General features: G+C 57.1%; 19 protein-coding genes. 6 read left to right on the forward strand and 13 right to left on the reverse strand.

Going from position 1 to position 22,716, the window contains the following annotated elements; translation table 11 throughout:
* Positions 1-11: 11 nt before the first annotated feature.
* Together AC0SZ7_RS03875 and AC0SZ7_RS03880 are read right to left on the reverse strand one after the other, a co-directional pair.
* A complete protein-coding gene (locus AC0SZ7_RS03875; protein WP_475503107.1) occupies positions 12-1,004 on the reverse strand; it encodes an SDR family oxidoreductase in 993 nt (330 codons plus the stop codon).
* A gap of 24 nt (positions 1,005-1,028) precedes the next feature.
* The gene (locus AC0SZ7_RS03880) at positions 1,029-1,211 is read right to left on the reverse strand and encodes a hypothetical protein (RefSeq protein ID WP_475503108.1); all 183 of its coding nucleotides are present in this window, start codon (positions 1,209-1,211) and stop codon (positions 1,029-1,031) included.
* 203 nt (positions 1,212-1,414) lie between these two features.
* On the opposite strand from AC0SZ7_RS03880, the gene AC0SZ7_RS03885 reads away from it, so the two are divergent.
* Together AC0SZ7_RS03885 and AC0SZ7_RS03890 are read left to right on the forward strand one after the other, a co-directional pair.
* Complete coding sequence (locus tag AC0SZ7_RS03885) at positions 1,415-2,272, forward strand: SDR family oxidoreductase (RefSeq protein WP_475503109.1); 858 nt, start codon at positions 1,415-1,417, stop codon at positions 2,270-2,272.
* Positions 2,269-2,529 carry a hypothetical protein gene (locus tag AC0SZ7_RS03890; RefSeq protein ID WP_176570401.1) on the forward strand — a complete coding sequence of 87 codons (261 nt, stop codon included), beginning with the start codon at positions 2,269-2,271 and terminating at the stop codon, positions 2,527-2,529. The genes AC0SZ7_RS03885 and AC0SZ7_RS03890 overlap by 4 nt, the downstream gene beginning before the upstream one ends.
* Before the next feature lie 301 nt (positions 2,530-2,830).
* On the opposite strand, the gene AC0SZ7_RS03895 is transcribed toward AC0SZ7_RS03890, so the two are convergent.
* Positions 2,831-4,207 (reverse strand): transposase, encoded by a 1,377-nt coding sequence (locus AC0SZ7_RS03895; RefSeq protein WP_475503110.1) that lies wholly within the window; start codon positions 4,205-4,207, stop codon positions 2,831-2,833.
* A gap of 462 nt (positions 4,208-4,669) precedes the next feature.
* Between AC0SZ7_RS03895 and AC0SZ7_RS03900 the strand changes: the two genes are divergently transcribed.
* Positions 4,670-7,555, forward strand: coding sequence for an RNA 2'-phosphotransferase (locus AC0SZ7_RS03900; protein ID WP_475503111.1), 2,886 nt, complete (start codon positions 4,670-4,672; stop codon positions 7,553-7,555).
* 280 nt (positions 7,556-7,835) lie between these two features.
* Here the strand turns inward: AC0SZ7_RS03900 and AC0SZ7_RS03905 are convergent, their stop codons facing one another.
* The gene (locus AC0SZ7_RS03905; protein ID WP_475503112.1) at positions 7,836-8,735 is read right to left on the reverse strand and encodes a LysR family transcriptional regulator; all 900 of its coding nucleotides are present in this window, start codon (positions 8,733-8,735) and stop codon (positions 7,836-7,838) included.
* Positions 8,736-8,872: 137 nt separating this feature from the next.
* On the opposite strand from AC0SZ7_RS03905, the gene AC0SZ7_RS03910 reads away from it, so the two are divergent.
* On the forward strand, positions 8,873-10,246 hold the full coding sequence (locus AC0SZ7_RS03910) for a nucleobase:cation symporter-2 family protein (RefSeq protein ID WP_475503113.1): 1,374 nt from the start codon (positions 8,873-8,875) through the stop codon (positions 10,244-10,246).
* A gap of 38 nt (positions 10,247-10,284) precedes the next feature.
* On the forward strand, positions 10,285-11,655 hold the full coding sequence (locus AC0SZ7_RS03915; RefSeq protein ID WP_475503114.1) for an amidohydrolase family protein: 1,371 nt from the start codon (positions 10,285-10,287) through the stop codon (positions 11,653-11,655).
* Positions 11,656-11,716: 61 nt separating this feature from the next.
* Here AC0SZ7_RS03915 and AC0SZ7_RS03920 read toward each other — a convergent pair whose 3' ends face one another.
* From AC0SZ7_RS03920 to AC0SZ7_RS03960, 9 genes are all read right to left on the reverse strand, one after another.
* Positions 11,717-12,307: a TetR/AcrR family transcriptional regulator gene (locus AC0SZ7_RS03920; protein ID WP_475503115.1), complete on the reverse strand. Its 591-nt coding sequence runs from the start codon at positions 12,305-12,307 to the stop codon at positions 11,717-11,719.
* A complete protein-coding gene (locus AC0SZ7_RS03925) occupies positions 12,304-12,966 on the reverse strand; it encodes a TetR family transcriptional regulator (RefSeq protein WP_475503116.1) in 663 nt (220 codons plus the stop codon). The genes AC0SZ7_RS03920 and AC0SZ7_RS03925 overlap by 4 nt, the downstream gene beginning before the upstream one ends.
* A gap of 22 nt (positions 12,967-12,988) precedes the next feature.
* Entirely contained in the window at positions 12,989-13,858 is an 870-nt protein-coding gene (locus AC0SZ7_RS03930; protein WP_475503117.1) for an SDR family oxidoreductase, read from the reverse strand.
* Positions 13,855-14,889, reverse strand: coding sequence for an NADP-dependent oxidoreductase (locus AC0SZ7_RS03935; RefSeq protein WP_475503118.1), 1,035 nt, complete (start codon positions 14,887-14,889; stop codon positions 13,855-13,857). Before AC0SZ7_RS03935 ends, AC0SZ7_RS03930 begins: the two co-directional genes overlap by 4 nt.
* Before the next feature lie 14 nt (positions 14,890-14,903).
* Positions 14,904-16,397 (reverse strand): AMP-binding protein, encoded by a 1,494-nt coding sequence (locus AC0SZ7_RS03940; RefSeq protein WP_475503119.1) that lies wholly within the window; start codon positions 16,395-16,397, stop codon positions 14,904-14,906.
* Positions 16,398-16,480: 83 nt separating this feature from the next.
* A complete protein-coding gene (locus AC0SZ7_RS03945; RefSeq protein WP_475503120.1) occupies positions 16,481-17,323 on the reverse strand; it encodes an enoyl-CoA hydratase/isomerase family protein in 843 nt (280 codons plus the stop codon).
* A 38-nt stretch (positions 17,324-17,361) separates the two neighbouring features.
* A complete protein-coding gene (locus AC0SZ7_RS03950; RefSeq protein WP_475503121.1) occupies positions 17,362-18,477 on the reverse strand; it encodes a saccharopine dehydrogenase family protein in 1,116 nt (371 codons plus the stop codon).
* 44 nt (positions 18,478-18,521) lie between these two features.
* Positions 18,522-19,802 carry an acyl-CoA dehydrogenase family protein gene (locus AC0SZ7_RS03955; protein WP_475503122.1) on the reverse strand — a complete coding sequence of 427 codons (1,281 nt, stop codon included), beginning with the start codon at positions 19,800-19,802 and terminating at the stop codon, positions 18,522-18,524.
* Positions 19,803-19,965: 163 nt separating this feature from the next.
* The gene (locus AC0SZ7_RS03960) at positions 19,966-21,759 is read right to left on the reverse strand and encodes an acyl-CoA dehydrogenase (protein ID WP_475503123.1); all 1,794 of its coding nucleotides are present in this window, start codon (positions 21,757-21,759) and stop codon (positions 19,966-19,968) included.
* A gap of 207 nt (positions 21,760-21,966) precedes the next feature.
* Between AC0SZ7_RS03960 and AC0SZ7_RS03965 the strand changes: the two genes are divergently transcribed.
* Positions 21,967-22,716 carry an electron transfer flavoprotein subunit beta/FixA family protein gene (locus AC0SZ7_RS03965; RefSeq protein ID WP_475503124.1) on the forward strand — a complete coding sequence of 250 codons (750 nt, stop codon included), beginning with the start codon at positions 21,967-21,969 and terminating at the stop codon, positions 22,714-22,716.

Raw genomic sequence — 22,716 nt, forward strand, 5'->3', positions numbered from 1 at the left:
CAATTGGGTACTCAGGGCTGCCCGGCTCCCCCTGAGGCGCCGAACACCTGACCGGTCACATACGTGGACTTAGCCGATGCCAGTTGCACGTACAGCGAGGCGATTTCCGCCGGCTGGCCTGGACGTTTGAGCGGCGTGTCACTGCCAAAGGCCTTGAGTTTTTCCATGGTCTGACCACCACTGACCTGCAACGGGGTCCAAAACGGTCCAGGCGCAACTGCGTTGACGCGAATACCTCGATCCGCCAATTGCTTGGCCAAGCACTTGCTGAAGTTGGCGATGCCAGCCTTGGTCATGGAGTAGTCGAGCAGATTCTTCGAGGGGTCGTAGGCATTGACCGACGCGGTGTAGACAATGGCGGCTCCCTCCGGCATCAGCGCAACTGCGGCCTTGGTGACCCAGAACATGGCGTAGAGGTTGGTCTTGACTGTCCAGTCGAATTGATCGTCTGGGATATCCAGGATCGAATCGAAGGTGTGCTGGCGGCCGGCATTGCTGACCAGAACATCCAGCCCACCCAAGGCCTGATGGGCCTGCTGCACCAGGCTTCGACAGAATTCCGGGTCACGCAGATCACCGGGCAACGCCACTGCCTTGCGGCCGGCGTCCTGGATCAACTTCACCACTTCCCTGGCGTCCGGCTCTTCGGCAGGCAGGTAGTTAATGGCGACATCGGCGCCTTCCCGAGCGAAGGCAATCGCCACCGCACGGCCAATGCCGGAATCACCGCCGGTGATCAATGCCTTGCGACCGACCAGCTGGCCGCTGCCTTGATAGCTATGCTCGCCGTGATCCGGGCGCGGGCTCATGCTTCCTGCCAGTCCCGGCCAAGGCTGTGACTGCTCGGTAAACGGCGGCTTCGGGAAACCACCCTGCGGGTTACGCAACGGCGCAGTGGCAGTCGCTGTCGCCGCTTGCGCCATTGAAGGTGCGGCGAAACCGACGGCGGCGGTTATGGCGGCACCTTGAAGCAGGTAACGGCGCGAGGGTTTGAAGTCGTCCATGAAAGTGCTCCTGACATTTAAAAGTTACTGGTTGGCTTTGCCTGGCTCGCCGGTCGGGGTGGCCTCGCCAGTGGGCGCATCCGGTTTTTGCATTTGCACGGAAGCCTTGCTGCGGTCAGCGCCCTGGGGAGGGTGATCGGTTTCATTGAAGCAACCGTGCAGCATGAACACGCAGCAGGCCAGACCGATCAGTTGAGTGGTTTTCATGATGGGGTCTCCTTGGTAAGTCGTTACCAAAAGGGAGAGCCGCACGGGCTTGAAAGTTCAGCTCAATTACAGTGCGTGGTTGGCCCTGAGCCCTGCGCGCCCAACGCCCCGCTGGTCGAGGTAGACCGAGATCCGACTCAACTTTTGCTTCGCCTCAGGGTTCTCAAGCACATACCCGCTGCAAGTTCCAGGAGACCCAAAGCATGCGCAACTATCCAAAACCACCTTTCCCCGGCCAGCCTCAAGCAGTGCCGGGATCGCAACGTAAAATGGACCCGGTGCCCGACTGCGGTGAGCAAAGCTACCAAGGCAGCGGCAAGTTGGCAGGCAAGATTGCACTTATCACCGGCGCCGACAGCGGCATTGGCCGTGCCGTGGCGATCGCTTTTGCCCGTGAAGGCGCAGACGTTGCCGTCGCCTACCTGGACGAGCACGAAGATGCCCGAGAGACCGCGCGTTGGGTGGAAGCCGCTGGCCGTCAGTGCTTGCTGTTGCCAGGCGATGTGGCGAAGAAACAGGTTTGCCAGCAACTGGTCGACGATACGGTGGCCCGCTTTGGGCGCATTGATGTGCTGGTCAACAACGCTGCCTTTCAGATGACCCACGAACGCTTCGAGGACATCACGGATGAGGAATGGGTAAAGACGTTCGATATCAACATTACCGCCATGTTCCGTATCTGCCAGGCCGCCGTGCCCTTCATGTCGGCGGGCGCCTCAATCATCAACACCAGCTCGGTCAATTCCGACACCCCCAAGCCGACGCTGCTTGCCTATGCGACAACGAAAGGCGCCATCGCCAACTTCAGCGCCGGCTTGGCGCAATTACTTGGGGAACGAGGCATACGGGTCAACAGCGTTGCCCCGGGCCCCATCTGGACGCCACTGATCGTGGCCACCATGCCTGATGAAGAGGTAACTCAGTTCGGTTCTCAGACACCGTTGGGACGCCCTGGCCAACCCGTGGAAGTCGCGCCGATTTATGTGCTGCTGGCCTCGGACGAAGGTAGCTACATCTCCGGCACCCGCTACGGCGTTACTGGCGGCAAGCCCATCCTATGATCGATTGGGTGCAATGGCCGGCGATGGCGGTCACTATTTTTGCCGCCTGGTTCACCGGCTCCACTCAGGCCAGGCGGCGGATCATCGGTTTTTGGTGTTTCATACTCAGCAATGCACTCTGGGTGATTTGGGGCTGGCATGATCATGCCTACGCGCTGATCGCGCTGGAGGTGGCGCTGGGCGCAATGAACTTACGAGGGTTCAAGAAAAATCTGGGCATGCGCCAAGATGGGGTTAAAGAGGCAAGCCGACGATGAATATGCCGTTGAAACAACGGTGTATTTGACGCTGGCAGAGTCGGAGGGCCGGTTTCGGAACGGGATTGCCAACATTCCCTTTTCGCAAGCCTGCGGACGTCATCTTTGGACCTTTTGATGCCCGTCACTAGTGGCCGCTATCGGCCGATTCTGTTGAAAAAGTCGGATTTTCAGATCACCTGAACTCAGGCACGGCCACCACCGGAGAACCTACTCACCACATTGAGTGATTTCTCGGCCCTTCGTTGACCTTTGCAGCTCTGTTAATGGGATAATTTGAGGTTTTTCGCTTCGTGCAGGCTTACCTATCCCGTAGAAGGTGGCCTTGAGATGTAAGTTTGGCCAGTCGACGCAGGTTCTGTACCGCAGCCGCCAGTGTGAACTCATCGGTCGCGCCACTCATTCCACGTAGTCGCAAGCGATCCAGTTTCAGGATGCGCTTGAGGTGGGCGAACAACATTTCGACCTTCTTACGTTCGTGGCGAGAGCGCACGTACTCCGGCGTCGCTGCGATGCGTCGAGCCACATCACGAGCGGCTTCATGGACGCTGCGGACGATCTTGCGAATCGAAGTGTTCGGGCAGCACTTGGCTTTCATCGGACATGTCGCGCAGTCGGTCTGTCTGGATCGGAAGATGATGGTGTTGGCTTTGGTGAGGTGCGAACGCTGGCTCTTGAAGGCTCGCCATTCGCTGCGTAATACGTTGCCGGCTGGGCAGCGGTATTCCTCGGCCTCTTCATTCCAGTGGAAATCATTACTCGAAAAACTGTCGTTCTTGCGCTCAGTTTTGTCCCATACCGGCACATGCGGCTCGATGTCTTTTTCCTCCACCATCCAGGCCAGCATCGACGCGGTACCGTAAGCGGTGTCGCCAATAAGGCGTTCCGGCTTGATGTCGAACTGCGCTTCGACCCGATCGATCATCGTCTTGGTGCTCTCGACTTCTGCGGTTCGATGAGCCGGTGTGGGTTCCACATCCATGATCACGCCGTGCTCGGTATCGATCAGATAATTCGTGGAGTAAGCGTAGAAAGCAGGGCCGCCTGGAGCAGCCGTCCAGCGGGCCTGAGGATCCGTCAGCGACAGGCGTTTCGGTAGTGTTTCGGCCAAAGCCTCCTCATCGAGGCCTTCAAGGTACTCACGCACGGCGCAGGTGCTCAGGGCCGGATCGCTCCAGTTGACCTGTTCATCACCCGGTACGCCGCGCTGCCGGCTGGCATACGCTTTGAAGATGCTGGCGTCCACGGCAAAGCCTTCACCTTTAACCAAGCCTGCGTCCATGCAACGACGCAGCACTTCATTGAACAGCCAGCGAAATAGATCACTGTCCCGAAAACGGCCGTGTCTATTTTTGGAAAAGGTCGAGTGATTGGGGACTTCATCTTCAAGGCTTAACCGGCAGAACCAGCGATACGCCAGGTTCAAATGGGTCTCTTCGCACAGCCGCCGCTCGGAGCGAATACCGTAGCAATAGCCCACGATCAGCATGCGGATCATCAACTCAGGGTCAATCGAAGGACGCCCAATTGGGCTGTAAAAATCGGCGAGGTAATGGCGCAAGTCGCTTAGATCGAGACACCGATCAATGCTGCGCAGAAGGTGATTGGCTGGGATGTGATCTTCAAGGTTGAACGAGTAAAACAGCCGTTCCTGCCCACTCGATAACTGTCCCATCATGCTGCGTGCTTCCCTGCTGGCCAATGCAGAGATTTTGCCGCAGGCCAGACAGGGGAGCTACTTTTTCAACAGGATCGACCCAAAGCCGACCTTCACAGAAGAGCACTATCGGCCAGAAGCGGACAACGGCAGCGACTGCTAGCGGCTAAAGGAGTCTTTCGAATGTGCTCGGATCAAAGGCGTTTCTGAGCTCAATAGCAGTTGCCCAAATACCATTTAGCTGTCCAAACATCCAGCGTGGATGGAATGCCAGTAACCGAAATGGGTTGAGCCATAGTAGCGTTGCGCCTCTACGATCCCAATCGGTATCGTACGCCTAGACCCCGTTTGTCGCATTCAATGTTCAAATAGTCTTATACCATGAGCATTGAAGCTAAGCATTATGCAGCTCAGAACCAACACCAAATTTTGCTTTTTTTGTGATCGAAAGAACCTCAACAGCTCGTGGAAAATGGATTGATCATGACGCCAAATGACGAATATTTAAACGCATTGAACACTTGGGCGCCAAACTTGGGAGAAGTCCTTGGTACTCTCGGCTACCTTGGCTCACCCTCCTCAACAGCTTGGCTCACCTCAAGCCCAAGGCATTCGGATTTACTCTTACTTTTCAACGCAGACGGACATGCTGCAGCATCAGAGATGTGGCGAAAAATTCTGAAAGATAGAGAGATAGCCCCATCGCCAGTGTTTATGTTGATACTTGAACATATGCGACTAAACCCTGTTAATATGAATAGCTCATTAAGGTCTATTAGGATAGACTTTTTTTCGAAGTCGCTAGCAAATATTGCACATCGAACCGCTGACGCATTATATGAAGATGCTAAGGGGAGTTTTGCAGGTCATGAGATTGACGTAGCCATTGCACGGTACCGGGTTGCCCTTTCCGAATTTAGGTTCTCCATCGAAAGTCAAGAATTAGGAGAGCCTGCTCGGCGAATAGCTACCGGTAAGTATGCAACTGCCGTCGCAATGATCGGGCGATGGGTTCAAGTTTCGCCTGCCACTGTGTCAAGAGCACTATCTTATTCTAAAGAGTCTATGGCTCTTGGAAATCTGAAACCTGAAACACTTACTTACCGACTTGAGCTCTTGGTTCAACAATTTGACCAAACCGGAGACAAAAACCTTCTGCAAGATGCGCTAAAGCTACTTTCGGAGAATCTAAATATCGTTGAGGGATCAGAACTTGCAGAGGTTGAGGCCCGGCTCCGTCTAGCGTTGCTCTCAGGCTCCGGCATTGGAAGCGTTAGACTCCAGCAGCTAAAAATAGCGAAACGTAAGCTGGCCTGCTCTCGCCCTAGGGGATCAGTTGATGAAGCGCGTTGCCGCGTTCTATCCACCATCGTTGAAGCGGTCAAACAGACGCAGTTGAGTCTGCCAGCAAGGTCGATGGCAATACCGAGGGGACTCCTTGCATTAATGGCTACACAACCCTCTCCTAAATTGTGGGGGATTATTAGATGTGTAATAAATAATTTAGAATACCTGCTGACAGATAGAGTGTCTGTACCAGCTGCCGTGCTGAGCGCACAGTTTCTACGTCAAATGGTAGACGGTCCATCAGATCTTCTTAAGCCTAATGATCTATCTAGGTACGTAAATGTAACAAGGTCACTGTCTGAAATGGTTCGGTCTAACCGGCACGTTCAATGGGAGGCTGGAGCCGCGGCACTTTCAGTAGCTAAGCGAACTGACGACTTAAACTTGGCTCATCGTGCTCAAGATATATTCTCTGAGCTTTGCAATCAACATCCCACTTGGCCACTTCCGAGAATCGGTATAGCGCGAGTGAAGGACTACCTAGATGGGCTTTCAGGTGGTGAAACGTCATATACCTCGGGCAGTTGGCGTGAGGCAGCTATTCTAGCCTTAAATTCCCCAATCTACGCAAGATCAAATTTGGGTGGACGTAACGAGGTATTTGCTGTTGCTGACGCTCGCGGATTTCTTTCTGAAACGTTCGTCTTCAAGCGTACCACTAAAGAAAAGGCAGACCACGAGGCGGCGATGTTAACCTCGTTACGGAAGGTGATCGCTTCTCGGGGAGATACGAGTCTGTTTGAAGTGCCTCGTTCGCTCGCGATTGTTGAAATTCCGTCTGAAGACGAGCGGCGGTGGGTACACGTATCTCAGCGAGCAGCAGGACGATTGGTGAGCGAGCTTTCTGCGGAAGAGGCTTTAGCCGTCCTAGAACCGATCACAGACTTGCTCGCTATCTATCATAGCGTTGCAGGAAGACCTCCGGAAGGTAAATCAGCATGGCGACCATTAAAAGACTACCTAAAAATGTGGTCGAGGAGCCTCTTCGAGCAAGAACAAGCTGACCGTTTTGTAGACTCCCTGCGTAAACTTTTTCCTGGAGAGCTACCGCTAGTTAGAAAACGAGACGGTCATGCATCAAACTGGATAGTTGACCCGGCTGGGCGTATTGTAGCCATTGATCTTGAGTCTAGTGAGTTCATACCGATTGGATACGATGTTGTCCAACTCATAGAGGATAATGCGCTTATACAAGCAAACCTGGATGGCTGGCGCATGCGAATTGCGCTTATGAAAAGATATCTCGGCCGAATGGGCCATGTACTTAGTGAGTCAGACTTAATTGTCGCATACGGGTGGTTCGCTATTACTCGGGCCCTACGACTAGGAACGGAAAAAGAAGCAGGGAAGCACCTGAGACGTCATGCGCGGGAGCTCTGTGGTCTGATCTCAGAATGCTGCACTGACATAATCCAAAATTTGGCGCGGGAACTGCTTCAGGCTCTCTCCCGCATTGAACAGAATGAAGCAACTGAATCCGCGCCAAGCCATGACCATAGGCGATTGAGTAAGGCAATGGCCTATCAACTCCGCCATTACGGGCCGAGCAACGGAATACCTGTGGATAACACAGGGTTTGCGAGCATGGAGGATTTAGCTCGCTCACTCGAAGTGGATTCGAGTCATTTGCTTGCTGTTGCAGAACATCCCGGCGAGCCAAGATTCGAGGTAAGAGACGGCCGAATTAGAGCACTTTACGGGCATACACTGGAAGTCGTTATCGATGCCGGTATCAAGTTGGGAGCACCAACTGCTTTGTATCACGGGTCTAGCTGGTCCGTACTCGATAGGATCGTGACGGACGGAGTAATACCGATGGCGCGGCGTATGGTGCATTTGACAAATGTCGCTGAAGAGGCCATCGCGGTAGGCGAGCGCAAGGGCGCTCCGGTCGTCCTTGCGATAGAGCAAAGCAATGATGAAACGCCCGTCGCTGAAGGCATTTGGGTGTCAGCGCACGTTCTGCCAAATCGCCTTTCCATAGTTAATCCTTTTATTGAGGAGGCTGGTGCGTCTCGATAAATATAAGCAGCCTTTTCTACAGATGAAACTAGCAACCTTCGCCTTCTTCTAGCAGTTTAAGTTTTGCTTGCTGAGGATAGGGAAAAACAGGAGTCCAGAATCTGCTCTGGGCTCCTTCTCATAACGACCCGCTCGGAGGCACTCGCTAACTCAGCACCGGGGCTCTTCAAACCTTCTGCGCAAGAACTCCAGTGCTCGCTGGAACACCGGATGGCATTCAGTGTAAACGGGCATGGTCCGCGAGAGAATCTGGACGATGGCCGCTGGCCGGTGGAGTGTCTCAAGCCTTTATACTCACTAACGGAGTCTGCCCCAGTTTTTCCCGTAGCCAGGTCCCGGCTTTCCCCATCCGGAAAAGCGAGGCCCAAACCATATCAACCCCAACTGTCCAGTCCGTGAACGGGTACGCCTCCAACTGCAGCTCAACCAACCTGCCATCTGCACTCAGGTCTCGCATGAGCTGTCTGGGAATGCTAGCCCATCCCATCCCTTCCTTCAGCAGGTTCGTCATCGTCAAGTAACTCTCGAAGCTCCAATGGTTGGGCGAATTAAGGTATTCGCTGGTGGGAAGGGTGTCACGGAAAGGCAAATAGACCAACTGGCGGAAATTGCTCAACTGGTTGAAGTTGATGGGGCCCATCAGGGCTAAGGGATGGTTGCGCGCCACCACATTGCAGAAGGTAACGCTGCCCAAGCGCTTGAACTGCAGATCCTTCGGGTAATGGGCCCGAGTACACATAATCCCCAGTAGCACCTTGCCCGCCTCGACCAAGCCGAGGGCATCCTGCCGGGAGGGATGGAGCACCGTCAGGTCGACATGGCTGAAGCGTCGGGAAAACTCCTCCAGCACGGGAGCAAGCGCCTGGTAAGGGACGGCATCGTCAAGGCTGATCACCAGCTCCGTTTCCAGCTCCTGCGCCAGGCTGCTCGCACGATTTTCCATGTTAAAGCACTGGCCCAGGATGGCATCGGCATCGCGCAGCAACGCGCGCCCTTCGTTGGTCAAGAGCGGATAACGGTGAGTACGATCGAACAGCGTCACCCCCAGGTCGATCTCAAGGTTGGCGACAGAAATGCTCAACGCCGACTGTGACTTGCCCAGCTTGCGAGCCGCGGCCGAGAAAGAACGTTCACTGGCCACCGCCGAAAACGCCGCCAGTTGCTCCAAGGACAGCCTCATGGATACACCATAAAAAAAATCAATAGATCCCATTTTTACACCAGGGACGACTAAGCGCATTTTGGCCTGGCATCAGCCAATAATTCTAATGATTTCCCAACCAACACTGCCTCGACCATCGCAACAAGGAGAGGACATTGACCCTTACCGTGCACCCTGTTGATCAACGACTACCGTTGGTTCAAACCGTGATATTGGGCCTTCAACACGTGTTAGTGATGTATTCGGCGTGCATCATCGTACCGCTGATATTCGGTGCAGCCCTGAAACTGCCCAAAGAGCAGTTGACCTTGATTATTAATGCTGACTTGTTCTGCGCTGGCCTGGCAACGTTACTGCAATGCGCGGGCAGCCGGCTGTTCGGTATTCAACTTCCGGTCATGATGGGGGCGACCTTCGTCTCGATCACGCCAATGATCGCCATCGCCGTCAATCCAACCCTCGGCTTGCCGGGTGTATATGGTGCAATCATCGCCTCAGGGCTCTTTGGAGTTCTGATGGCACCCGTCATGGGGCGGCTTCTGCGCCTCTTTCCGCCTGTGGTCACTGGCACGGTCCTGTTGGTGATCGGCATCAGCCTGATGCGTGTAGGCATCGACTGGTCGGCCGGTGGGCATCCTGCGCTGGCCGACGGCAGCCCGAACCCGGATTACGGCAACCCGGTCTATCTGGGTATCGCGCTGTTGCAGTTGGTTCTGATCCTGGGTATCAACCGCTTTGCCAAAGGTTTTCTGGCCAACGTCGCGGTGCTGTTCAGTGTGCTGGTGGGCTTCGGCGTTGCGTGCTTGCGCGGCGATATCGTGCTTGACGGTCTAGGCCAAACTCCCTGGTTTTCGATGATTACCCCGTTGGCGTTTGGCGTGCCGACCTTCGATGGCGCCGCCATCGTCTCCATGTGCCTGGTTATGCTGGTCACCCTGGTTGAATCCACCGGGATGTTTCTCGCACTGGGCACAATGGTGGACCGCCCGACCACACCTGTGCGGTTGGTTCGCGGCCTACGCGCCGATGGTCTGGGTGCAATGATCGGCGGCGTTTTCAACGCTTTTCCCTACACCTCTTTCTCACAAAACCTCGGTCTGTTGACCATCACCGGTGTCAAGAGTCGCCATGTTTGCGTGGCCGGGGCACTGATGCTCATGGGGCTGGGCCTGTTTCCTAAATTGGCCTACATCGTAGCGTCCACCCCTCAGTACATACTCGGTGCGGCCGGCATGGTCATGTTCGGCATGGTCACGCTGACGGGGGTACGCATTCTATCCACCGTAGACTTTGATCGATCGCGCCACAACCTGTTGATCGTGGCGACCAGCGTGGGTATTGGCATGATCCCGATGGTTTCGCCTCTCTACTTTCAGGCGCTGCCGGCGTGGAGCCGGGTGTTTACTGAAAGCGGGATCATTCTGTGCGTGTGCAGCGCGCTGATCCTCAACCTACTGTTCAACGGATTCAGCGACGCTGCAACTGTCACTGCAGCTAGCCGGCGCGCGACCGCACTGAACGACTACTGATGCCCGACAGACTTTCTAAAGCACACAGGATTAGAACGATGACCAATGAGCTCCTTCGGGCAGATTACGTGCTCACCATGGACGCCCATAACACTGTGATCGAAGATGGCGCAGTCTGGATCAAAGATGGCCTGATCGCTGACGTGGGCCCCGCCCACCTGCTGCTCCCCAGACACCCTCAGCTCCCGGTTCGCCGACTCACTGATCGCCTGCTGATGCCCGGGCTGGTCAATACCCACTGTCACTCCGGCATGCTGCGCGGCACCGCCGAAGGGTTGCCGGTGTGGGAGTGGCTGCAACGGTACATCGACCCGATGCACCGGGTGCTGCTGCCCGCCGAGGCCCGACTGTCTTCCATGCTGTGCTACAGCGAAGCCCTGCTATCAGGGACCACCACCGTGGTGGATATGTGGCGGTATATGCATGGCAGTGCCGAGGCCGCTGCCGAATTGGGCATACGCGCCGTTTTGGTGCCCTACGTGGCAGAACACCCTGACCATGACTACTTCGAGACCTTGGACAGCAACGAGGCCTTGATCAATCGCTGGCATGGCGGTGCGAACGGGCGCATCAGCGTCTGGGTTGGCCTGGAGCACATGTTTTATGCCCGCCCCCAAGCCTTCAAGCGCATCGCCGACCTCTGCAAGGCCTACCAGGTAGGCTTTCATACTCACAGTAACGAAAGCCGCTTTGATGTGGAGGAGACTCTGCGACGCCATGGCATCCGTCCCATTCAGGCACTGGAGAAATTTGGTCTGCTTGAGGCCAGCAACGTGTTACTGGCCCATTGTGTTTGGGTGGACGACCAGGAGATCGCGCTGATGGCCCAGCGAAATATCGGCGTGGCGCACAATCCGGTCAGCAACATGAAGCTGGCATCCGGCGCAGCTCCAGTAGAAAGAATGCTGGCGGCGGGCATCGCCGTGGGATTGGGCACCGATGGCGAGAAAGAAAACAACAACCTGGATCTTTTCGAGGAAATGAAAGTGTCTTCGTTGCTGGCCAAGTTCGCCACGCTCAACGCGGCAGCCCTGGACGCGTGGTCTATCTGCCGCATGGCCACCATCGATGGCGCCCGCGCCCTGGGCATGGACCACCTGATTGGCTCATTGGAAGTTGGCAAGGCGGCGGACATTATTGCAGTGCGTGTGGACACCCCTAGAATGACACCGCTCATCGCCCAAGGGCCATTGGCTAACCTGCACCACAATCTGGTGCATGCGGTGCAAGGCGGTGATGTGGCCATGACGATGGTGGCAGGCCAGGTGGTGGTGGAAGATGGTTATCTACGAAACGCTGAAGTGGACGTGTTGATCACTGAAGTCAATGAAACGGCCCCGCAGTTGTTTGCCCGGCGGAAAAGCTGGCTGGACACAACCGGCGGCGCTATTAACGAGATTAATCGGTGAGATGACTTGACTGGGTCGCTTTTTGAAAGCGCTGGTCCCACGTGCGAGCGCTCACCAGGGATTAACAAAGCGCTCGCATGATCATAGGCATCACCACCTCCACAGGATCCAGTAACGACACATTCGCTTGCTGCAGGCACCTTGGTACCAGATTCAGCAAGGTGACCACACTGCGTGCACGGGCGTGTACCGTAGCTTCGTTGCAAGCTTTCATCCAGGGCTTGATCAGCGAGCTGATCCAGTGCAAGTACTCACCCTGAAGCGCTTCGAAACGTGGCACGAACTCGGCCGTTAGATTGGCGCTTTCCTTTTCCAGCAGCTGAAAATTCAGCGCCATCGACTCATGCAGCGCTACATGCAGCTCAACCGCCCTGCGCAGGCGCTGCACAGCCGATAGCCCCCGGTCAGACATTAACGCGTGGACATTCAGGGCACTGTAGAGCTCCTCGATGAACTCGAACAGCAGCTGTTCCTTACTCTCGATATGGTAGTAAATCGCACCTGTGCTCACCCCCAGGCTTTTCGCAAGGTCCCGTATACTGACCTGCCGAAAGCCATGCACCGCGAACAGTTCCAAAGCGACGATACGCTGCTCGCTGAAACAAGGTTTAGCGCTTGAGGGGTTCAGTGCTTCACTTAGCGACGCATTCATGGACAAAACTCTATGTCGCGATCACGCAGGGTGCCCGTTGCAGCCGGCAAACCGAGCAATACCGGAGCCGCTCCGGATAATAGCGCCGTCATTACATCAATACTGCTGAGCACATGCTCGACCACGAGCGCCTCCTGGCTGGCGCACTCGAGTATCAAACCCGCCAGGAAAATTTTCATGAGCCTGCAGGTTGCAGCGACATCGAGCAATGCAGGCAACTCCCCTCCCGCCATAGCTTGCTCCAGCATCTGTCTGATCTGATCGGAAAAGCGGGCTTGGGCTTCGCCAAAACGCTCGGCGATCAAGGAAACCCGTGCGCGCCCTTCGTTATTGCACAGCATGATTTCGCACAATTGGCGTGAGCGTTGCTGCGTAACGGTTGCCAGGATGGCCAAGCGTAGCGCCTGGAGCGCCTCTTGGAGACTGCTGTGTTTAGCAAGGAAACATTCAAACGGTAATGCATGGTTCTCAAGAATCTGCTTGAGCAACGCCCGCTTTCCAGCGAAATGCCAATACACCGCGCCCCGACTCACCAGAGCTTGCGCGGCAATCATTTCGAGAGTGGCATGCGCGTAACCCTGTGTGGCAAACACGTTGATACCGGCGTTGATCAAGGCGACTCGAGTGGCGGCTGCCTCATCAATGGTTTTTCTAGCCATGCAGATCAGTTCCCTCGAGCATTCAGCCCCTGATGAGCCGCTCGATACCCAGCGCCTTGAAGATCAAACGATCAAACCAACGATTGGGCAACACCTTACCCAGGTACCAGATTGGATCGAGTGGGTAACGTGTACGCGGCCTTGGTGCCTGAAGTGCGCGGCGGACTGTCCTGGCTACCCATTGCGCGGGCTTGGCCTGCCGCTCCTGTTGCCGCAACGACTGATTGAAGCGCTGCCATAATATTGAATAGTCAGTGCCAACGTATTGCTGGTCCGGTCCACATGCCTGGGCTTTTTCGAAAAGGCGAGACTGAATGAACCCAGGCTGGATAGACGCGACATGGATACCATATGGCATTAGCTCCCGACGCAGCCCTTGAGTGATGGCCTCGACGGCATGCTTGGAGCCTGAGTAAGCGGTCAGGAAAGGCACCGTGATACCGCCTGACACTGAGCTGATGTTGACGATACGGCCTGGGCCAGCGCTGGAAGTGGCCTGCCTTTTCATCAACGGTACGAAAGCACGCGTTACTGCGAGCAGGCCAAGCACGTTGACCTCAAAGGTCAGGCGCACCTCTTCGAGTGGCTGCAACAGGATAGGACCAGCAAAGCTGACCCCCGCGTTGTTGACCAATGCCTGCAGCGGCTGGCCATGGAGTACCTGACGTACCTGTTCAACGGCATGTGCAAGGGAGTGTGGTTCGGTCACATCGATCACCAGCGGCACAAAACACTCACCGCCGCGGGCAACCAGCGCTGCCGCATCCGCTTCACGGCGAACGCTGCCGAAGACCCTGTAGCCGTGCATCAGCAAGTCTTCGGCGATGGCCTGGCCGATGCCGCTGGAGACCCCCGTCACCAGCACTGCAGGCATGACATGGGACGACGTCACGACCTTAGCTCCGCTACCTTGAGCACCAACTTGCCGGGGGCTTTGCCGCCAAAAATGGTGGGTAGAAGCTCAGGCGCTTTTTCGAAGCCTTCAACCAAGCACTCCTCGACATGCAGACGCCCCTCAGCAACCCATTGCGCCATTTTGCTCGCGCCCTCCGCCATCCGGTCACGATAGAACGACAGCAAGATGCCCTGGATGGTGAGGTTATGCGTGAGTACTCGCATGAAGTTTCGTGGCCCTGCGGTGACCATCTTGGTGTACCCCGTCGAGAGTGCCCCGCATACTAGGACGCGGCCACGGGGGGCCATGTGCATCAATAAAGTATCAAGCATGTCGCCGCCAACGTTATCGAAGTAGGCATCAACACCCTCCGGACACACTGCGCGCAAGCGTTCATCAAGGTTTTCACCCTGATAGTCGATCGCCACGTCGTACCCTGCATGGTCAACGATCCATTGACATTTTTTTGTCCCGCCGGCAATTCCAATGACCCTTTTCGCCCCCAGCGCTTTAGCCACGCCAGCCGCCAGCGAGCCAATGGAACCCGATGCCGCCGACACAACCACGGTATCCCCTGGCTTGATATTCAGCCCATCGGCCAGGCCGAAATAGGCTGTCAATCCACCGACGCCGAAAACACCCAGGTTCCACGACAGGGGATAATCCCCTGACGGCAGTTTCCTGAGGGGCACCACACCATCAGCCCGCACAATGGCATAGTCCTGCCAACTGAGCAGGCCTTCGACCAAATCACCGGGCGCGAAATCGGGATGCCGTGACTCGATAACCTCCCCCAGGCCGATGGTACGCATCGGATCCCCAGGGTAGATGGGCGACAGGTAGCCGCCCTCCTCCGTCAACCAGATACGCTGGCTGGCGTCGTAGCCGAAATACAGGCAATGCACCAGCACATCGCCTGGCTGAGCAACCGGTATTGCCCCTTCGTGATACCTGAAATCGCTGGGTTGTACAGCGCCCACCGGACGCTGCGCCAATAGCCATTGACGATTGATCTGAGCTTGGGTCATCGAGCACTCTCTTCTTAGATCCGGCGGTCAACACCATTCCAGTAAGGTTCACGAATCTCTTTTTTCAGCACCTTGCCAACCGGGCTTCGAGGCAAGACGGCGACGAAGTCCACCGTCTTGGGTGCCTTCACTGGCCCCAGCTTCTCCTTGCACAAAGCGATCAATTCCTCGACGCTGGCCTGTCCCTCGGGTTTGAGCTCAACCACCGCTTTGACTGCCTCGCCCCAATTGTCATCCGGCACGCCAATGACTGCGCAATCGAGCACCGCGTGGTGAGTCCAAAGCACTTGCTCGACTTCGCTGGGGTACACGTTGAAACCACCGCTGATGATCATGTCGCGCTTGCGGTCGGTAATGTGCAGGAAACCGTCTTTGTCCAGGTGGCCCACGTCCCCGGTGTGCAGCCAGCCATCGACGATGGTTTCTGCTGTCTTGTCGGGCTGCTTGTAATAGCCTTTCATGACAATGTCACCGCGAATGCAGATCTCGCCACTGCCGCCGTGTGCAAGGATATTCCCCTGCTCGTCCATGATGGCCAAGGCGTTCAACACCGATGGCTTACCGCAGGACAACAGGCGCTCGTCGGGAGCGATTTCACCATCGATCAAATGATCACTGGGTCGCATGGCGGAAATCCCCCCTGGCGCCTCGGTCTGGCCATAGCCTTGCAACATAATCGGACCGAACACGGACAAGGCTTGCTTGAGTTTCTCCACCGACATGGGGGCTGCGCCATACATGAAATAACGCAGCGAGGAGAAGTTGCGCTGACGAATGTTCGGCATCTCCAGCAGCCGGTAGATCACGGTAGGCGGAAGAAAGAACTCAGTGACGCAGTGCTGCTCGATCGCGTCAAGCAGCGCAGCCGGATCAGGCTTGGTAAGCACTACCACTGTACCGCCGCGAGCCGTGGCCGGCAGCGACAGGAAGCCAGCCGAATGCGTCATCGGCGCTGCGGCCAAGTTTACGATCGGCTGTTGCGACTCGTAGTGATTATTGAGAATTGAGGCCGCTATCGACACTCCCAAGTTGCGGTGGCTCAGCATCACCCCTTTAGGCAAGCCAGTGGTGCCGCCCGTGGGCATGATGGCAGCCAGATCTTCAGGTTCGCTCTGGAACGTGGGGGCCGACTTGGGTTGATCGGCAATCCATTCCTGCAACGAACTGCATCCTGGAACATTGCCGTCAATACAGATCAACCGACGGATACCCGGGCATCGCTCCCGAATTTGCTCAACGGCCCCGGCGAAATAGTGCTGGAAGAACAGCACCTCGACGTCGAAGCCATCGAGCAGCTGTTGCTGCTCCAACAAGCTGCTGCGCGGGTTCACTGGTACCCAGGTGAAACCGGCTCGCCACATGCCGAGCACGCACATCCAGGAAATGGGGTGGTTGGCGGACAACACCGCCGCTTTGGTTTCCTTGGCAAGCCCGAGTCCTAGCAGCGCATGGGCAACCTGGCAGGTGATGCCATAGGCCTCGTTGAAACTCCAACGTTGGCCATCCATGACGAAGGCAGCTCCCTGACTGTTCAGAGAGTGCCCTCTGTCGAAAAAGTTAATGATTGACATAGGCAAGGCTCACACGTGCGTTAGCGTTGGGACGACAGGTGACGAGAAATCACGTCGGGCAGATCCAGTTCATGCTCACGGGTCTGCCTTAGGGACAGCACTGCCTCGACGCCTGCCTTGAATTCTTCACTCGCCGAAGCACGGCGGAAGGCATCGTTTTCTGCGGCCAGTCCGGCGAACATGGGCTCCACCATGGGTGAATACACCTGTTTCAAAACCTCCTTGTGCATTGCGACCACGGGCGCTGAGCGCAACGCGATACGTGCGGCCAGCTCATTGACGTAAGCGTCCAGTTGATCGGCAGGCAGCGCACGGTTGACCAAGCCGTAGCGCTCGGCTTCCAGACCGCTGAAATCACGTCCGCTGAGCAGCACCTCCAACGCACGGCCCGGGCCCGCAGCCAACGCAGTGCGCGTGGTACCGCCGCCACAGGCCAGGAAGCCTCCACTGGCCTCAGGCGCACAAAACTTAGCGTCCTCGGTAGAGAAACGCATGGAAAGCCCCAAAATGAATTCCAGACCTGCACCTCGGCAGCGCCCAGCAACCTTGGCGATGGTCACTTGCGGCAGGCTTTGCCATGACAACGCCAATGCCTGCATTGCATTCATATCCGGATACTTGCTGGCCTTGGAGGGATCGGCCGCCAGCTTCACCAAGTCTTCGAGATCGAAATGGGCAATGAAAAACTCGGGGTCTTCACTTTCGAAAATTACGACGCGGGTTTCCGGGTCGGCAAACAGTCGACCGCCAAGCTGGAACAGCTCCTCGATCATCTTGGAAGACATCAGGTTGACAGGGGGATTGAACAGGTTGACCCGCAGCACGGCGCCGTCCTGTTTCAAGGAAAGAGTGGAGAAGCTCATAAACGATTCCTCAGAAAAGGGGTGACTGACGGCCGGGCTCAAACAACCTGTTCGACTTTGATGGCGGCATAGCCGAAGCTTTGCAACACGCCCATCAATTCGCGATGGCCGAATACCTCACTAGGCGAACGAAGTCCGGTAACGCGCGGTGTCTCCACCGCCAATCGACTGGCTGCGTAGGCTTGCAGCAGCCCCGTGGTCAGGTAACCGCCCGTGCTGAAAATGGTGCTTTTGACGGCAACGTTGTTGCCCGTCGCCAGGCAGATATCGATGGAGCGGTGAACCTGCCGCGCTTCACGAGGGGGAGAAGCGGGAGTGATGCCTTTGGCCATGTGGTCGAGCACATCGCGCAGCTGGTCTTCCGGCAGCCACTGCAACTGCACCTTGTAGGCGCGCTCCAGTTCCAATTCTTTCTTGTAGAGCTCTTGGTTCCAGATGGCGACATCCATCTTGCAATTGCGAACACGCCCGTCTTTGCGGAACCAGATGGGGTTGGAGGAGCCGCCCCAGTTAGACGTGATCAGGATCTCGCCAGACGGCGTGCAGACTTGCCCGTTCTCGATGCCTGGATAACGCACCAGTTCACGGTCCTTGAGGTAGTAGCAAGGGTGGCGCACCGCGTCGAGAATCGTCTGCGCCGAAGCCACCGTAGGGACGGCATTGCCGATGCCATGCATGCGCAGCGAATCGACGCCCGGTGTCTCCAGGCAATAGCGCGCTCCGATTTCGCTGAGGCCATACATGTAAGCCATGGAGGGCACCATCACCAGGCCCGCCTTTTCGAAATCACGGCCAAAGTGCTCTTCCAATTGAAGAATGGCCGACTGTTCGCCGGTGGTATCCAGGTAGTGGACGCCGCTGCGCACACAGGCCTCTGCCACTGCCAGGTTGTACCGCGTGAACGGGCCCACCGTGTTACAAACGACCTTGCAACCATTGAAGAGCTCGGTCAGAGCCTCGACGTTATGCTCGACCTCGACGATCTTGTACGTGGCGTTCTCGATGCCAGGTACCAGTTGCAACTCTTTTTCAATGCGCTCGCGATTACGCCCCGCGGCTAGAAAAGGAACCCCCAGCTCACGCAGGTGTTCGGCAACCAGGCGGCCGGTGTAGCCGCTGGCGCCATAGATGACAACGGGATATTCGGTATTCAAGGCACTTTCCTTTTTTTATTAGTTGAGCGACGGTGTAAGTGGGCTCAGGCTCGGCCCCAGCCTTCTTCGCGATGCAAACGGCTTAACAGGTGGCCGTAGTGCATCTGGAGAATGTTGTTTTCGCCGTCTTCTATCTGCATGGCACGGGCATCGCGAAACAGCTTCTCGATGGGGTACTCGCGGCTCAGCCCGGCGCCACCGAACAGTTGGAGTGCCTCGTTCACCACCGCCATCAGCTCGTTGCAGCAAAACGCCTTGCCAGACGCCGTGAAGTAAGGATGTGGGCGCGGCGAACATTTGGTGAACTCAGCGACGTGCCGAGCCATCGCACGAATCGCCTCCAGCTTCATGCCAATCCCGCCCAGACGGTGCTGGGTCAGTTGATGACTGGCCAGCAACGCTCCGCCTTGCCTGCGTTCATGCACGTAGGCCAGCGCCAATTCAAATGCTGCACGGGCGACGCCGGTGGCAATGTGGCTCATGGCAGTACCCGCCTGGGCCCAGGCGTAGGCATGTTTGAGTTCGTAATCGTCGCGTGTGGCGATGGCGAAACGGCGCGGCACCCGCACGTTGTCGAAATAGATCTCGCCTTGCGGCAGAGAGCGTTTGCCCAGTTTCTCGAGCGGCTTTCCGCGGGAGACGCCCTTGAGGTCGAGCGGTACGATTACGTTGCAGCCAAAAGTGCTGCCGTCCTCGTCGAAGAACCCATTACCGTAGTCGGCGACGATATCCATCAGGGCCACTTGCGCGACCGGACCATTGGATACCCAGGCAGAGGTCTGACCGTTGAAGATGACTTCGTCGTCAGTAAATGTGGCCTGCAGGTTGCCTTTGTTACCCATGGAGCCGGGATGACGCTCTTCCGGGTACAGGATCAGGCCATCGGAACCGCGATCGGGCTGCGTAGCACACCAGCATCCCAGCTTGCCCTCACACAGGTCGATCAGTTCCTGCTGACCACTTGCCCGCGCCATGGCCATGGGCATACCACCTGCCCCGCTGGAGACAGCCAGGCCTGCATCGCCCCAGGCCATTTCTTCGATGGCAATGCCTTCCATGCGTGCCGCGTCCCTGGGCGCAAGCTCACCCATGCTTTCCGGGCTGAACCCCAGCTTTTGCATTTCCAAGTGGTATTGCCAGAACGGGGAGCCTTGCTGATAGGCTTGCACGGCCGGCATGCGGTCGATTTCCGTGCCGAGGGGACGCATCACGTCCTTGGCGAAACGATGCATGACTTGCTGAACGCTTTGCTCTTCCTCGGTCAAACCCACGTCGAAGCCAGAAAGGCCGACGATGGGCAGGGGTACTTCATGACGCGTACTCATGCATTTCTCCTTCTTGTTTTTATTAGCGCTGCGCAATCGCGTGAGGCATGGCAGCGTTGCTGATAAGGCAGCAACGAGGGCGCGCGGTCCTTCGTTGTCTTGACTCAACAGTACGAGCTTGCTGATGGCCATGCCCCCCCATGTAAGAGGGGTCAGCCACCCATCAGAACGCGGCTTCGTCGAGGGCCAAGACCGATTCACCGCCCTGCATTGCAACCAAGGCCAGTCCTTGCGCCTGCGGCAAAACGTGCTTGGCGTAAAAGCGAGCCGTCAGCAACTTGCGCCGCAGGAATGCTTCGTCACCCTCACCCGCCGCCAACTGGCGGGTCGCGGCCAGCGCTGCGCGCGCTGTCTGCCATCCACCAGCCACCGTGCCGCAGAGCTTGAGCAGAGGGACTGAACCTGCCAGCACCTGGAGCGGCTGCTGGCTGTAGTGGGCCAACGCCCAGCCGGTAGCCTCTTGCAGCGCGTCTACCGCCCTTCTCAGCGCTGACTCGATGTCGGCCAACGCCAAGCCTTCCTGACGCAGATGCCGCAAGGTGGAATGCACCTGTTCCAGCCAGGCGCGCAACGCAGCACCACCGTCGCGGACCAGTTTTCGTTCGACCAGGTCGTGCCCCTGAATGGAGGTGGTGCCCTCGTAGATGGTGGCCACACGCACATCGCGCAGTGGCTGCGAGACGCCGCTTTCCTCGATATAGCCAAGACCACCATGCACCTGGATCGATGTGGAGGTGACGTCAACCCCTGTCTCGGACGCCCACCCCTTGAAGATTGGAATCATCAAATCCACAAAGGCCTGCCGCTCACGGCGCACGGCAGGGTCTGGATGGCTGCCGGCCAGGTCGCGAGCTGCCGCCACGACATAGGCCACGGCGCGCATGGCTTCGGTCTGGCTGCGCATCAACAAAAGCATGCGGCGCACATCCGGGTGCTGAATGATCGGCACTGGCTCGACGCCGCCATTGGCCAGCCGCCCCTGCACGCGCTCGCGGGCATACGCCAGTGCTTGCTGGTAGGCGCGCTCGCTGGCAGCCACGCCCTCAAGACCGACGTTGAAGCGTGCCGAATTGACCATCACGAACATGGCCTGCAGGCCTTTGTTCTCCTGGCCCACCAGCCATCCGACCGCGCCCTCACCCTCCCCCCCGTACACCAGTGTGCAGGTGGGGCTGCCATGGTTGCCCAACTTGTGCTCGATGCCGGCGCATTGCACATCGTTGCGTTGCCCTAGTCCATCGCTGGCAGGCAGCAGCTTGGGCACCAGGAAAAGTGATACCCCCTTTGAGCCCGCAGGAGCCCCAGGTAGCCTAGCCAGAACCAGATGAACGATGTTGTCGGCAAGATCGTGGTCGCCATAGCTGATGAAAATCTTCTGCCCGAACAGGCGGAACGTCCCATCCGAGTGGGGCACTGCCCGGGTCTTGAGCGCCCCCACATCGGAGCCTGCCTGAGGCTCGGTGAGGTTCATGGTGCCGGTCCATTCACCGCTGACCAGCTTGGGAATATAAAGCGACTTCAGTGCATCGGTCCCCGCATGGGCGAGCGCCTTGGCGGCAAAGCTGGTCAATTCCGGGCAAAAGCAGAAAGATTTGTTAGAGGCGACGAACATCTCCTGCAACGCGGTACATAGCAAGGTCGGCAGCCCCTGGCCACCGTATTGCGCCGGTATGGACACATTGTTCCAGCCCGCTTCGATGAATTGACGGTACGCCTGTACGAAGCCTGGCGCCGTGGACACGCCTTCGTTGCTCCAGCTAGCGCCCTGCCGATCACCCACACTATCGAGTGGTGCAAGCACATCCCGGGCGAAACGCGCGGCCTCCTCGAGGATAGCGTCCACCAGGTCCGAGTCGGCCAGGGCTTGGCCCTCCGCGAGCTGAGCAACGCCGTGGATATCTGCAAGCTCTCGCAGTGCGAAGCGAATCTCATGCAGAGGGGCTGAATACGCGTTCATTTTATTCTCCAGCTGAAAAGGACTGTGCCGTGCGCCCATGGCCCACGTGATCACAGGGTGATGCAAGTGGTGGGGGGAAGGGCCACCCACGAAGAGGGGGCGACAGGCTCTGACATAGCCACACGTCCAGGGCGTTCATAGACTCCAGCTTTCGTCAAAGCCCACTGCAGCAGCTGCAATGGACCAATAATGAGGAGACGAACAACAATGAAGGCATTGGTGGCCGTAAAACGGGTCGTGGACTACAACGTAAAAATTCGGGTGAAGTCGGACCATTCCGGCGTCGACCTGAGTACCGTGAAGATGAGCATCAACCCCTTCGATGAAATTGCCATCGAAGAAGCCGTCAGGCTCAAAGAGTCTGGCGTCATTTCCGAAATTATCGCCGTGAGTTGCGGGGTATCGGCCTGCCAGGAAACACTGCGTACGGCGCTGGCCATAGGGGCTGATCGGGCGATCCTTGTCGAGACCGACGTTGAGCTGCAACCCCTGGCCGTGGCCAAGCTGCTCAAAGCCCTGCTCGCCCAAGAACAACCTGACCTGATCCTGCTCGGCAAGCAGGCGATCGACGACGACTGCAATCAGACTGGGCAGATGCTCGCCGCACTAGCAAACCTGCCTCAGGCCACCTTTGCCTCAAAAATTGTCATAGCAGCGCGACATGCCCTGGTAACTCGAGAAGTCGACGGTGGCTTGGAAACCCTCCAGCTCGATCTGCCGGCATTGATTACCACTGACCTGCGGCTAAATGAGCCCCGCTATGTGGCGCTGCCTAACATCATGAAAGCCAAGAAAAAGCCCCTGGACATTGTCACGCCGCACACGTTGGGCGTCGATGTGACACCAAAGCTAAACACGCTTCGGGTCAAGGAACCTCCAATCCGCAGTGCAGGCATAAAAGTCAAAGACGTGGCCACGCTGGTGGAAAAGCTCAAACACGAAGCGAAGGTAATCTGA

The organism is Pseudomonas sp. JC1203 (genome assembly GCF_056175065.1).

Coding starts and splice junctions, on each gene's coding strand:
- AC0SZ7_RS03875 (WP_475503107.1), bottom strand. CDS start 1,004: ATGGACGACTTCAAACCCTCGCGCCGTTACCTGCTTCAAGGTGCCGCC.
- AC0SZ7_RS03880 (WP_475503108.1), bottom strand. CDS start 1,211: ATGAAAACCACTCAACTGATCGGTCTGGCCTGCTGCGTGTTCATGCTG.
- AC0SZ7_RS03885 (WP_475503109.1), top strand. CDS start 1,415: ATGCGCAACTATCCAAAACCACCTTTCCCCGGCCAGCCTCAAGCAGTG.
- AC0SZ7_RS03890 (WP_176570401.1), top strand. CDS start 2,269: ATGATCGATTGGGTGCAATGGCCGGCGATGGCGGTCACTATTTTTGCC.
- AC0SZ7_RS03895 (WP_475503110.1), bottom strand. CDS start 4,207: ATGATGGGACAGTTATCGAGTGGGCAGGAACGGCTGTTTTACTCGTTC.
- AC0SZ7_RS03900 (WP_475503111.1), top strand. CDS start 4,670: ATGACGCCAAATGACGAATATTTAAACGCATTGAACACTTGGGCGCCA.
- AC0SZ7_RS03905 (WP_475503112.1), bottom strand. CDS start 8,735: ATGAGGCTGTCCTTGGAGCAACTGGCGGCGTTTTCGGCGGTGGCCAGT.
- AC0SZ7_RS03915 (WP_475503114.1), top strand. CDS start 10,285: ATGACCAATGAGCTCCTTCGGGCAGATTACGTGCTCACCATGGACGCC.
- AC0SZ7_RS03920 (WP_475503115.1), bottom strand. CDS start 12,307: ATGAATGCGTCGCTAAGTGAAGCACTGAACCCCTCAAGCGCTAAACCT.
- AC0SZ7_RS03925 (WP_475503116.1), bottom strand. CDS start 12,966: ATGGCTAGAAAAACCATTGATGAGGCAGCCGCCACTCGAGTCGCCTTG.
- AC0SZ7_RS03935 (WP_475503118.1), bottom strand. CDS start 14,889: ATGACCCAAGCTCAGATCAATCGTCAATGGCTATTGGCGCAGCGTCCG.
- AC0SZ7_RS03940 (WP_475503119.1), bottom strand. CDS start 16,397: ATGGATGGCCAACGTTGGAGTTTCAACGAGGCCTATGGCATCACCTGC.
- AC0SZ7_RS03945 (WP_475503120.1), bottom strand. CDS start 17,323: ATGAGCTTCTCCACTCTTTCCTTGAAACAGGACGGCGCCGTGCTGCGG.
- AC0SZ7_RS03955 (WP_475503122.1), bottom strand. CDS start 19,802: ATGAGTACGCGTCATGAAGTACCCCTGCCCATCGTCGGCCTTTCTGGC.
- AC0SZ7_RS03960 (WP_475503123.1), bottom strand. CDS start 21,759: ATGAACGCGTATTCAGCCCCTCTGCATGAGATTCGCTTCGCACTGCGA.
- AC0SZ7_RS03965 (WP_475503124.1), top strand. CDS start 21,967: ATGAAGGCATTGGTGGCCGTAAAACGGGTCGTGGACTACAACGTAAAA.